At 64.6% G+C, this 10,652-nt stretch carries 12 protein-coding genes; 8 read left to right on the top strand and 4 right to left on the bottom strand.

The genetic code is table 11. The features are described from left to right. From B4F07_RS11270 to B4F07_RS11260, 3 genes are all read left to right on the top strand, one after another. Positions 1 to 433 (top strand): DNA polymerase (locus B4F07_RS11270; RefSeq protein WP_293704787.1); only part of this gene is annotated, 433 nt, incomplete at its 5' end. After that, on the top strand, positions 430 to 921 hold the full coding sequence (locus tag B4F07_RS11265; protein WP_293703809.1) for a hypothetical protein: 492 nt from the start codon (positions 430 to 432) through the stop codon (positions 919 to 921). The genes B4F07_RS11270 and B4F07_RS11265, both read left to right, overlap by 4 nt. Positions 922 to 1,040: 119 nt before the next feature. Further along, entirely contained in the window at positions 1,041 to 1,715 is a 675-nt protein-coding gene (locus B4F07_RS11260; RefSeq protein WP_293703811.1) for a CDP-alcohol phosphatidyltransferase family protein, read from the top strand. A gap of 5 nt (positions 1,716 to 1,720) precedes the next feature. On the opposite strand, the gene B4F07_RS11255 is transcribed toward B4F07_RS11260, so the two are convergent. Beyond that, positions 1,721 to 2,608: a prephenate dehydratase gene (locus B4F07_RS11255; RefSeq protein ID WP_293703812.1), complete on the bottom strand. Its 888-nt coding sequence runs from the start codon at positions 2,606 to 2,608 to the stop codon at positions 1,721 to 1,723. A gap of 171 nt (positions 2,609 to 2,779) precedes the next feature. Here B4F07_RS11255 and B4F07_RS11250 point away from each other — a divergent pair, with 171 nt between their 5' ends. Together B4F07_RS11250 and B4F07_RS11245 are read left to right on the top strand one after the other, a co-directional pair. Beyond that, positions 2,780 to 3,430 (top strand): c-type cytochrome, encoded by a 651-nt coding sequence (locus B4F07_RS11250; protein ID WP_293703814.1) that lies wholly within the window; start codon positions 2,780 to 2,782, stop codon positions 3,428 to 3,430. Continuing rightward, entirely contained in the window at positions 3,430 to 3,858 is a 429-nt protein-coding gene (locus B4F07_RS11245) for a c-type cytochrome (RefSeq protein WP_293703815.1), read from the top strand. The genes B4F07_RS11250 and B4F07_RS11245 overlap by 1 nt, the downstream gene beginning before the upstream one ends. Positions 3,859 to 4,114: 256 nt before the next feature. Here the strand turns inward: B4F07_RS11245 and B4F07_RS11240 are convergent, their stop codons facing one another. Together B4F07_RS11240 and B4F07_RS11235 are read right to left on the bottom strand one after the other, a co-directional pair. Then, positions 4,115 to 4,984, bottom strand: coding sequence for an LOG family protein (locus B4F07_RS11240; protein WP_293703817.1), 870 nt, complete (start codon positions 4,982 to 4,984; stop codon positions 4,115 to 4,117). A gap of 183 nt (positions 4,985 to 5,167) precedes the next feature. Continuing rightward, entirely contained in the window at positions 5,168 to 5,869 is a 702-nt protein-coding gene (locus B4F07_RS11235; protein ID WP_293703819.1) for an extensin family protein, read from the bottom strand. Between the two features lie 170 nt (positions 5,870 to 6,039). On the opposite strand from B4F07_RS11235, the gene B4F07_RS11230 reads away from it, so the two are divergent. The 3 genes from B4F07_RS11230 (at position 6,040) to B4F07_RS11220 (ending at position 10,129) form a co-directional block, all read left to right on the top strand. Then, complete coding sequence (locus B4F07_RS11230) at positions 6,040 to 7,167, top strand: phosphoserine transaminase (protein ID WP_293703820.1); 1,128 nt, start codon at positions 6,040 to 6,042, stop codon at positions 7,165 to 7,167. A gap of 119 nt (positions 7,168 to 7,286) precedes the next feature. After that, positions 7,287 to 8,873 carry a phosphoglycerate dehydrogenase gene (gene serA, locus B4F07_RS11225; protein ID WP_293703822.1) on the top strand — a complete coding sequence of 529 codons (1,587 nt, stop codon included), beginning with the start codon at positions 7,287 to 7,289 and terminating at the stop codon, positions 8,871 to 8,873. A 143-nt stretch (positions 8,874 to 9,016) separates the two neighbouring features. Beyond that, on the top strand, positions 9,017 to 10,129 hold the full coding sequence (locus B4F07_RS11220; protein ID WP_293703823.1) for an ATP phosphoribosyltransferase regulatory subunit: 1,113 nt from the start codon (positions 9,017 to 9,019) through the stop codon (positions 10,127 to 10,129). 110 nt (positions 10,130 to 10,239) lie between these two features. Here B4F07_RS11220 and B4F07_RS11215 read toward each other — a convergent pair whose 3' ends face one another. Next, entirely contained in the window at positions 10,240 to 10,617 is a 378-nt protein-coding gene (locus B4F07_RS11215; protein WP_293703825.1) for a DOPA 4,5-dioxygenase family protein, read from the bottom strand. Positions 10,618 to 10,652: the final 35 nt, after the last annotated feature.

The following is a 10,652-nucleotide window of genomic DNA, read 5'->3' as shown; positions in this document are numbered from 1 at the left end:
CTATTTCGAGCGCTTCCCCGGCATTTCCGATTATATCACCGACACGCTCGAAAGCGTACGCACCAAAGGCTATACCGAGACGCTGTTCGGGCGCAAAACCTGGTTTCCCCGCATCAAGGCGGCGAGCCAGAACGAGCGCGCGGGCAGCGAACGCGCCGCGATCAACGCGCCAATCCAGGGGACCAGCGCCGACCTGATCAAGCGCGCGATGGCACGGATGCCCGCGGCGCTGGCGGACGCCGGGCTGTCCGACGTCAAGATGTTGCTGCAGGTCCACGACGAACTGGTGTTCGAGGCGCCCGCCGACAAAGCCGAAGCCGCTGGCGAGGTGATCCGCACGGTGATGATGGGCGCCGCCGAACCCGCATTGACGCTGTCGGTCCCGCTGGAGGTCGAAATCGGCATCGGCAAAAGCTGGGGCGAAGCGCATTGATCGCCGCCCTGCTGTTCATCGCGGCGCTCGCCGCCGATCCCGCCGCTGCGTCGGCCCCGGCCGCTGTGGCGGCTGCGGCGCCCATCGCCGACGCGGATCTGCGCGAATTTGTTGCGATCGCCGGACGCAAGGTTGCCGGGCGTCCGGTGGGCGGACCGATTGCCAGCGCCGACAAGGTGCTGCTGATCACCCGCGACGACAAGGGGTTTCCCGTTATCGCCACCAGTGTCGGCTTTCCATCGCGCCAGGCATTGCCGACTCCGCCACAAGGCACGCTCGCGGTTGTTCGCTTGCGCCAGCGCTACGAAACCCCCGTCCCCGGCCCCAGTGCGAGCGACCTTGCGTTCGTCGCCGCGAACCGGATACCGCTGTTCGTGATCGGCGAATGGGCGCGCTCCGCCCCGATGTGGGAGGTCGCGTGGACCGACGACGCTGTTCGCTATCGCACCGTGGGCGACGTCGGCGAAATCGGTCCCTGGCAGGACTGAACGACGCCCCGGTGCGCCATGCTGTCGGCACCGCCCTTTCCCGCCCGGACATTTCGCTCTATGACGCGTTGATGACATTTGGCTGGCGATAATGTGACAGCCAGCATCAAAGGGTTTCCATGAGCAAGTTTCAGCCCGTCGCGCAGGCGCCGGTTCGTATTCAGCAAAATATTCTCGCGCGCAGCGAACGCCGCCTCCTCAACTGGATCTGCCCGCACCTGCCGCAATGGGTGACGCCCGACAAGCTGACCGCGCTCGGGTTTTTGGGCGCCGTCATGGTCGCGGCCGGGTATATGCTCAGCTGGCTCGACAGCGAATGGTTGGGGCTCTGCCTCCTGGGCTACATCGTCAACTGGTTCGGCGACTCCCTCGACGGCAGTCTCGCCCGCTGGCGGGGCATCGAGCGCCCCAATTATGGCTATTTCGTCGATCATAGCGTTGATGCGCTCGCGACCTTGCTGATGGTCAGCGCGATCGGGATGAGCCCCTATATGCGCTTCGACGTAGCGCTGATGGCAGTCATCGGCTATTTCCTGTTGTCGATCCACACCTTCATCGCCGCCAAGGTCGTCGGCGAGTTTCGCCTGTCCTATATGGCGGGCGGGCCGACCGAGCTGCGGTTGATGCTGATGGCGATGACAATCGCGATGCCGATCGTCGGCGGCGCCGACATCGGCGGCACCAATTTTTCGGTGTTCGACCTGTTCGCGCTGGTCGTCTCCAGCATTCTGGTGACATTGTTCATTGTCCAGACGTCGGCAACCGCGCGAATGCTGCGCCGCCGCGGCGGCTGAGCGGGTCAGGGCCGCGGGCGCGCCTGCGGATAGGTGCCGAGCAGACTGAGCGACTTGGTCTGGAAATCCAGTTCCTCCAGCGCCCGATCGACGCGCTCGTCGCCCGGCGCCCCGACGATGTCGGCGTAAAATTTTGTCGCGGCAAAACTGCCGCCGACCTGATAGCTTTCCAGCTTTGTCATGTTGACACCGTTGGTCGCGAAACCGCCCAGCGCTTTGTACAGCGCCGCCGGGATATTCTTCACCTCGAAAATGAAGGTCGTCATTGACGCCACGCCCGCGGGCGGCGGCATCGGTTCACGCGCCAGAACGACAAAGCGCGTCATATTATGTTCGGCATCCTCGATCCCCGCTTCGTGGAGCGTCAGCCCATAGAGTTCGGCGGCATGTGGCGGCGCAATCGCGGCCAACCCGACCTCGTCGCTGTCCGCAACCCAGGCAGCGGCGCCCGCCGTATCGCTGTGCGCGACGGGCGAAATATGATGCGCGCGCAGCCAGTGGCGGCATTGGCCTAGCGCCTGTTCGTGGCTCATCGCGCGCGTCACCGGGCCCAGATTGCGACTCATCAGCCCGTGGCGGATGCGCAAAAAATGCTCGCCGACGATCGACAGCCCGGATTCGGGAAGCAGGAAGTGGATGTCGGCGACGCGGCCGTGCAGGCTATTTTCGATCGGGATAATCGCACGGTCGACGCGGCCGTCGCGCACCGCATCGATCGCGTCCTGAAAGGCGTAGCAGGGCATCGGAAGGGCGTCCGCGTCATGTTCGCGCGCGGCGAGGTCGCTGTTCGCGCCGGGCGCGCCCTGAAAAGCCAGTCCCCGCGCCGGCGCGGCCAAGGCCGCTGCGCGCATTGTATCGACCAGATGCTGTGCCGAAGCCGAATAGCTGCCCATGATTGCCTTCCCGCGCTGGAGCGGCGGCGAATAGCGGCAGCGGCGGGACGACGCAACCGGTCGCGCTTGACGATTTCATCCCCTTGCGCCGCCGTCGCCGCGCCAGTAAGGGAGCGTCCAAATCAGATATGCGTCCGGCAAGCGGGCGCCAGCTAACGGGGCTCAAAGAGCATGGATAATCGCAACAACACGATCGCTGGCTGGGTGCTTTTCGCCGGCATTTGCGCGCTGGGCCTGACCATCGGGTCAAGCATGTTGTTTGCCGGCCATAGCCCGGAAAAGCCCGGTTTCCCTATCGAAGACGCCGAAGCTGGCGCGGGCGCCGCCGCTGCGGTGCCGATCGCCAATCTGCTCGCCGCCGCCGATCCGGTAAAGGGTGAAGCGGTCTTCGCAAAATGCGCCGCCTGCCACACCATCGCTTCGGGCGGCGCCAATGGCATCGGCCCGAATCTGTGGGGCGCGCTTGGCAAGTCGCACGGCCATGTCGCTGGCTTTGCCTATTCTGATGCGCTCAAGAGCGTTCCCGGCAACTGGACCTTCGAAGCCATGGACGCCTGGCTCGCCAGCCCGCGCAAATATGCGCCGGGTACCAAAATGTCGTTCGCGGGTCTCAGCAGCGCCGAAGACCGCGCGAACCTGATCCTGTATATGAACACGCAGGGTTCGAACCTGCCGCTGCCCGCCCCCGAAGCCGCTGCGCCTGCCGAAGGTGCGGCCCCGGCTGAAGGCGAAGCGGCTGCCGCCCCCGCCGAAGGCGCCGCCGCTGCGCCGGCTGCCGACGCGGCCGCCGCCGCTCCTGCTCCGGCCGAAGCCAAGAAATAATGCGCCTCGCGCCTGTCCTGCTGGCAGGCGCCTTTGCCCTCGCCAGCTGCGGCAAAGGCGAAACGCCTCCGGCCGACGTCGCCTCTGGCGACGCGGTGGACGCGTCGGCTGCTACCGTCGCGCCGACCGCTGCGATGGGCGAGCAAGTTTTCAAACGCTGCGTCGCCTGTCACACGGTCGACAAGGGCGGCCGTAACGGCATCGGCCCCAACCTGCACGGTGTCGTCGGCGCCGCGGTCGCGTCGAAGCCCGATTTTTCTTATTCAAGCGCCATGAAGGCCAAGGGCGGCGTCTGGGACGAGGCCGCGCTCGACGCCTATCTTGAGGCGCCGATGAAGGCGGTGCCCGGAACGCGGATGGCCTTTGCCGGGGTGATCGACGCCGCGGATCGCAAGGCGTTGATCCTGTATCTGGAAAGCCAGAAATAACATGGTCGCCCGCGCGAAGGCGGGGCTGCTGTTGGTTTATAGCGGCGTACGTTAAGTTTGAACCGTTCGCCCTGAGCTTGTCNNTGTCGAAGGGCCGTTCTTCTTTGGAACGCTGAAAGAAAGAGCGGTGCTTCGACAAGCTCAGCACGAACGGGGTCGGATGATGATCCAGATTCAACGCAAAACGGTTTAGTCAGCGGCGCAGGAGTAGGCCGGTAGCGGCCCCGCCTTCGCGGGGGCGACAGATTCGTTACCCCTATTCTTCAATCGCAGCGTAAAAATCCTGGACGATCTGCCACGCCTCTTCGGCAGTCTCGACAAATTTGAACAGCCCCAGGTCGCGCGCGCTCACCACGCCCTCTTCGACCAGCGCCTCGAAATTGACGACGCGTTCCCAGAACTCCTTGCCGAACAGGACGATCGGGATCGGCTTGATCTTGCCGGTCTGGATCAGCGTCAGCAGCTCGAACATCTCGTCAAAGGTGCCAAAGCCGCCCGGAAACACGCACACCGCGCGCGCGCGGAGCAGGAAATGCATCTTGCGCAACGCGAAATAGTGGAACTGGAAACTGAGATCGGGGGTGACAAAGCGGTTCGGCGCCTGTTCGTGCGGCAACACGATGTTCAGCCCGACCGATTCCTTGCCGACATCATCGGCGCCGCGATTCGCCGCTTCCATGATAGACGGCCCGCCGCCCGAACAGACAACGAAGTGGCGACAGCCATTTTCGTCGGGCGGCACCTGGCTCGCCAGCCGCGCCAGCTTGCGCGCCTCTTCATAATATTTTGCCTTGGCCTTCAAGCGGCGCGCGATATTGCGCTGGACATCGTCGGTCGCCGCGGCTTCGAGCGCGTCGGCCTCTGCGGGTTCGGGAATCCGCGCCGAGCCATAGATGACCAGCATCGATTCGATCTTCGCCTCGTCGAGCAGCAGTTCGGGCTTGAGCAGTTCCAGTTGGAACCGCACCGGTCGCAAATCTTCACGCAGCAGGAAGTCGTTGTCCTGAAACGCCAGCTTGTACGCGGCGCTCGCGGTCTGCGGGGTGGTGGTCGCCTGCTTGGCGAACTGCGCGTCGTCCTTGGCTTTGTGGAAGCGCGAGCGATGGGGTTGTTTATCTTCTGCCATTGGACAGCGGCTAGCCGTTCGGCATGACTTTGCCAAGTCGGGGACGATTTGAGCGGCGCCCTTTACGGTCTCTTACTATTTCGTCATCCCGGCGAAGGCCGGGATCTCAACGTCAAATCTTGACGCACCGGCGAGATCCCGGCCTTCGCCGGGATGACGATGTAATGAGGCGCGCCAGCTAAGTTACCGGCAATAACCGTTGCCGCTCATGTCGAAGTGAAAATGATTATAATGCGCGGCGTTATAGTCCGGCCCAAGCACCGTGCCAAAGCGGCGGCAGCCCGATTTGTGCAGCGCGCGGAGGAAGTCCTGTGACGCCTTGTCGCCATGCCATCCGCCGTCGAGCATGATCCGCCGTCCGTCGGCGAGCACAAAACCCGATACATCGACCGCGTTCGAATAAGCGTGCTGCGACAGTCGGCCAGAGCGGCCGCCGTAAATGTTGCGGCAGCTGTAGGTGCCGAACGTCTCGATCTTCACCACCTCTTGCCCAAAGTATTTCCGCGCCGCGGGCTTTACCGCAAACTGCGCCCAACCTGCGAAACTCCTCGCCAGCGGACAGGTCATCGCGCCCAGATTTGTCGTCGGGGTGCCGATGTCGAGCAGCTTGACCGAGTCGATCGAGCTACACCCCCCGCCATGATCCTGATTGGGAAGCGGCGTAAAGCGCACCCCCGCCTGCTTCAGTTCGAAGGCGCATTGCTGCGCTTCGGCGCTGGTGAAGGACGGAGTCGGCGCAACTTGCGGACGCTTCGGCGCGCTGGCTGTTGGACGCTTTGGGTCACCACGCTTCATCACGTCAGGGCTGCCGAAACACGCCGAGAGCGCCAGCGCTGCGGTGGCGGCGATCAGGATCCGGGGCTGCAAGAACGACGGAAACGGCATGGCGTCAAAATACCGACAAGATGGTTAACAAGCTCTTTATACTTGCCTCAACTCACCCGAAATCTGGCGCGGCCCACGCATTTTGTTTGACAGTTGCGTGTCCGACCCTAAAGGCGGCGCCGGGCCACGCGGTCCCAACGCCGCGCGAGCTCTCTGCAAGGAGAGACTAAATGAGTGAAGTGCCGAAACCCGAATTGCGCCCTGCGCGCCCGTTTTTCTCGTCCGGACCCTGCGCCAAGCCGCCGGTCTGGTCCCCCGACAAACTAGCCACCGAATCGCTGGGTCGCTCGCATCGTGCGAAGATCGGCAAGACGCGGCTCGCTTATTGCATCGACCTGATGCGCGAGATGCTGCAGCTGCCCGATACGCACCGCATCGGCATCGTCCCGGGCTCCGACACCGGCGCTTTCGAAATGGCAATGTGGACGATGCTCGGCGCCCGCCCCGTCACGACGCTCGCATGGGAGAGCTTCGGTGAGGGCTGGGTCACCGACGCAGCGAAGCAGCTCAAGCTCGATCCGACCGTGATCCGCGCCGATTACGGCCAGCTTCCCGACCTGACAAAAGTCGACTGGTCGAACGACGTTCTGTTCACCTGGAACGGCACCACATCAGGCGTCCGCGTCCCGAACGGCGACTGGATCCCGGCTGATCGCGAAGGGCTGTCCTTCGCCGACTCGACCTCGGCGGTGTTCGCCTACGACATGCCGTGGGACAAGATCGACGTCGCGACCTTCAGCTGGCAGAAAGTGCTCGGCGGCGAAGGCGGCCATGGCGTGCTGATCCTCGGTCCGCGCGCCGTCGAACGGCTCGAGAATTACACTCCCGCCTGGCCGCTGCCGAAAGTGTTCCGCCTCGTCAGCAAGGGCGCGCTCGCCGAAGGCGTGTTCAAGGGTGAGACGATCAACACCCCGTCGATGCTCGCGGTCGAAGATGCGATCTTCGCGCTCGAATGGGCGAAATCGCTCGGTGGTCTCGACGGCCTGAAGGCGCGCAGCGATGCCAATGCGGCGGCGCTCGACAAGATCGTCGCGGATCGCGAATGGCTCAGCCACCTCGCTGCCGATCCCGCCAGCCGGTCGAAAACGTCGGTCTGTCTTTCGGTCGCCGGGGCTGATGAGGGCTTCATCAAGAAATTCGCAGGGCTGCTCGAAGCCGAGGGCGCAGCCTACGACATCGCGGGCTATCGCGACGCGCCGCCAGGGCTTCGCATCTGGTGCGGCGCGACCGTCGACACCGCCGATATCGAAGCGCTGGGCCCGTGGCTCGACTGGGCCTACGCGAGCCTTTCGGCCTGACGCTTCCCCTCTACCGTTCGCCCTGAGCTTGTCGAAGGGCCGCTCTTTTCTTCCGACGTCCAAGAGAAATACTGTCCTTCGACAAGCTCAGGACAAACCGAGTTTTGAAAGCCATTGCAATGACCGCACCCAAAGTTCTGATTTCCGACAAAATGGACCCCAAAGCCGCGCAGATATTCAAAGAGCGCGGCATCAACGTCGATGTCATCACCGGCAAGACCAAGGACGAGCTGATCGCGATGATCGGCGCCTATGACGGCCTCGCGATCCGTTCGGCCACCAAGGTCACCGCCGACGTGCTCGCCGCTGCGACCAACCTGAAAGTCGTCGGCCGCGCCGGGATCGGCGTCGACAATGTCGACATTCCCGAGGCGTCGAAGCAGGGCGTCATCGTGATGAACACCCCGTTCGGCAACAGCATCACCACCGCCGAACATGCGATCGCGATGATGTTCGCGCTCGCCCGCCAGATTCCGGAAGCGAACGCCGGAACGCAGGCGGGCAAATGGCCGAAGAATGACTTCATGGGCGTCGAGCTGACGTCGAAGACGCTCGGCCTGATCGGCTGCGGCAATATCGGCAGCATCGTTGCCGAGCGCGCGCTGGGCCTGCGCATGAAGGTCGTGGCCTTCGACCCCTTCCTGACCCCCGAGCGCGCGATCGAACTTGGCGTCGAAAAAGCCGATCTCGACACTCTGCTCGCCAAGGCCGATTTCATCACGCTGCACACCCCGCTGACCGACCAGACGCGCAACATCCTGTCGGCCGAGAATATCGCCAAAGCAAAGAAGGGCGTGCGGATCATCAACTGCGCGCGCGGCGGGCTGATTGATGAAGCGGCGCTCAAGGACGCGCTGGAATCGGGCCATGTCGCGGGCGCCGCGCTCGACGTGTTCGCGCAGGAGCCCCCCGCTGCCGACCACCCGCTGTTCAGCGCGCCAAACTTCATCTGCACCCCGCATTTGGGCGCGTCGACCGACGAAGCGCAGGTCAATGTCGCCATCCAGGTCGCCGAGCAGATTTCGGACTATCTGCTTACCGGCGGCATCACCAACGCGCTCAACGTCCCCAGCCTGTCGGCCGAGGAAGCACCGAAGCTGCGCCCCTATATGAGCCTCGCCGAAAAGCTTGGCAGCCTCGTCGGCCAGCTCGCGCACGACAACCTCACCACCATTTCGGTCGAGGTCGAGGGCGCCGCCGCCGAACTCAACCTCAAGCCGATCACCGCCGCGGTGCTCACGGGCCTGATGCGCCGCTATTCGGACAGCGTGAACATGGTCAACGCCCCGCACCTCGCACGCGAGCGCGGGCTCGATGTGCGCGAGGTCCGACATGACCGCGACGGCGACTATCACACGCTCGTCCGCGTCACCGTCGCGACCGAACAGGGCGACCGCTCGGTCGCGGGCACGCTGTTCAGCAACGGCGACCCGCGGCTGGTCGAAATGTTCGGAATCAAGGTCGAGGCCGATCTTGACGGCCACATGCTCTACATCGTCAACGAGGATGCGCCGGGCTTCATCGGCCGTATCGGCACGGCCTTGGGCGAAGCCGGACTCAACATCGGCACCTTCCACCTCGGCCGCCGCGCCGCGGGCGGCGAAGCGGTGCTGCTTTTGAGCCTCGATTCGCCAATGCCCGAGCCGCTTCTGTGGCAGCTGTGCCAACTTCCGGGGGTGAAGACGGTGAAGGGACTCAAATTCTAGCACCACCCTCTATTTCCGTTCGTGTCGAGCGAAGTCGAGACACCCGTTGGCAGACTATGCCATCAAGGCATCTCGACTTCGCTCGATGCGAACGGAGATTCTGGATTGTTGAATCCCGATTTCGACCCGCCTAAGGCCTCACCATGCCTCGCACCCCCGCCCTGCTGCCCGAAGGCCTCCGCGACCGCCTCCCCCAACAGGCCGAGGCCGCATCGCGCGTTACCCGCGCGCTCGTCGATGCGATGCGGGCGCACGGCTATGGCCGCGTCTCACCGCCGCTCGCGGAATTTCGCGAAACGCTGGGCGGCGATGACGATCGCACCGTCCGCGACCTGCTGCGCTTCACCGATCCGGTGTCGCAGCGCACGCTGGCACTGCGTCCCGACATCACGCGGCAGGTCGGCCGCATTGCCACTTCGCTGCTCGCCAATGCGCCCCGCCCCCTGCGCCTTTGCTACGCCGGACAGGTCGTCAAACTGCGCGCCAGCCAGCTCCGCCCGGCGCGCGAAATGCTCCAGGTCGGCGCCGAGCTGATCGGCAGCGACAGTGTCGCCGCGGCGCGCGAGATCGTTGGTGTCGCAATTGATGCGCTCGAAGCCGCCGGCATCGGCCCGGTGACGATCGACTTCACCCTGCCCGACGTCGTCGACCTGCTCGCGAACGGCCCGCTGCCGGTCGATACCGACATCCAGCAACTGCGCGACGAACTCGACGCCAAGGACGCCGGCGCGCTGACCCGCATCGGCGCCGCCGCCTATCTGCCGCTGCTCCGCGCCACCGGGCCGTTCGATCAGGCGATCGCCGACCTGCGAGCCTTTGACACATCGGGCGTCCTCACCGCGCGCATCGACGCGCTGGAAGCGATTGCGGCGCCGGTGCGCGACCGCGTGACGCTGACCCTCGACCCGACCGAGCGCCACGGCTTTGCCTATCAAAGCTGGTTCGGGTTCCAAATCTTCGTCCCCGGCCAGGGCGACGCGGTCGGCCGCGGCGGCGGCTATGCAATTCCGGTCGGCGAACAGGAAGAGGCCGCCGTCGGCTTCTCGCTTTATCCCGACCCGCTCATCGACGCGGGGCTCGGCGCTGACGACGACCGCGACCGCCGCATTTTTCTCCCACTCGGCCACGATCCCGCGCTCGCCGCCAGCCTGCGCGCCGACGACTGGCAAACGGTGGCGGCGCTGTCCGACGCCGACGATGCGCAGGCGCTGGGATGTGGGTGGCGGCTGGGCGCCGATGGGCCGGTCGAGGCCTGAGGCATCCCCCAAAATCCGTTCGTGTCGAGCGAAGTCGAGACACGCGACCGCTTGGGCAGCCCCAACGTATCTCGACTTCGCTCGATACGAACGGGGTTTAAAGGCCCAAGCTAAAAATCCGAAATCCCGAACCGCGGCACGCCCTGATTGACCCCCAGTGGATCGAGCACGGTCACATCCAGCACTACCGGCTCGCCGATCCAGTGCGCCAACGTCGTATGGTCGGCCAAATCGTCGTCGGTCAGTGGATGCACCAGCGCGCGCAGGCCGGTCGCTTCGATGGCGGCCACCACCGCGGCTTGCGAACGCGCCCGAAAATGCACCTCATATTGCGCAATCGGATGCGGCCCCGCCGCGCCATCGGTCATGGCGCCGACGAACAGGATAGCGGGATTCTGCCCGAAAGCGTCGCGCAGCGCGGCCGCGGCGGGGCGCTCGGTCGGGTAATAATAGATGTGGGCATGATAGGGGGCGTCGGGGTTTGTCATCGGTATTCCTCTTGGCTCCGTTGCCCCTTCGTTCG

The sequence above is a fragment of the Sphingopyxis sp. UBA6723 genome (assembly GCF_002454115.1).
Classification (GTDB): Bacteria; Pseudomonadota; Alphaproteobacteria; order Sphingomonadales; family Sphingomonadaceae; genus Sphingopyxis.
Note: the sequence above shows the minus strand (reverse complement) of the source record. Positions and strands in the feature narration are given on the sequence as shown.

What these genes read in the sequence shown, in the direction of transcription:
- serA (WP_293703822.1), top strand. Translation starts at nt 7,287, where the DNA reads ATGACCGCACCCAAAGTTCTGATTTCCGACAAAATGGACCCCAAAGCC.
- B4F07_RS11260 (WP_293703811.1), top strand. Translation starts at nt 1,041, where the DNA reads ATGAGCAAGTTTCAGCCCGTCGCGCAGGCGCCGGTTCGTATTCAGCAA.
- B4F07_RS11240 (WP_293703817.1), bottom strand. Translation starts at nt 4,984, where the DNA reads ATGGCAGAAGATAAACAACCCCATCGCTCGCGCTTCCACAAAGCCAAG.
- B4F07_RS11235 (WP_293703819.1), bottom strand. Translation starts at nt 5,869, where the DNA reads ATGCCGTTTCCGTCGTTCTTGCAGCCCCGGATCCTGATCGCCGCCACC.
- B4F07_RS11215 (WP_293703825.1), bottom strand. Translation starts at nt 10,617, where the DNA reads ATGACAAACCCCGACGCCCCCTATCATGCCCACATCTATTATTACCCG.
- B4F07_RS11255 (WP_293703812.1), bottom strand. Translation starts at nt 2,608, where the DNA reads ATGGGCAGCTATTCGGCTTCGGCACAGCATCTGGTCGATACAATGCGC.
- B4F07_RS11230 (WP_293703820.1), top strand. Translation starts at nt 6,040, where the DNA reads ATGAGTGAAGTGCCGAAACCCGAATTGCGCCCTGCGCGCCCGTTTTTC.
- B4F07_RS11245 (WP_293703815.1), top strand. Translation starts at nt 3,430, where the DNA reads ATGCGCCTCGCGCCTGTCCTGCTGGCAGGCGCCTTTGCCCTCGCCAGC.
- B4F07_RS11250 (WP_293703814.1), top strand. Translation starts at nt 2,780, where the DNA reads ATGGATAATCGCAACAACACGATCGCTGGCTGGGTGCTTTTCGCCGGC.
- B4F07_RS11220 (WP_293703823.1), top strand. Translation starts at nt 9,017, where the DNA reads ATGCCTCGCACCCCCGCCCTGCTGCCCGAAGGCCTCCGCGACCGCCTC.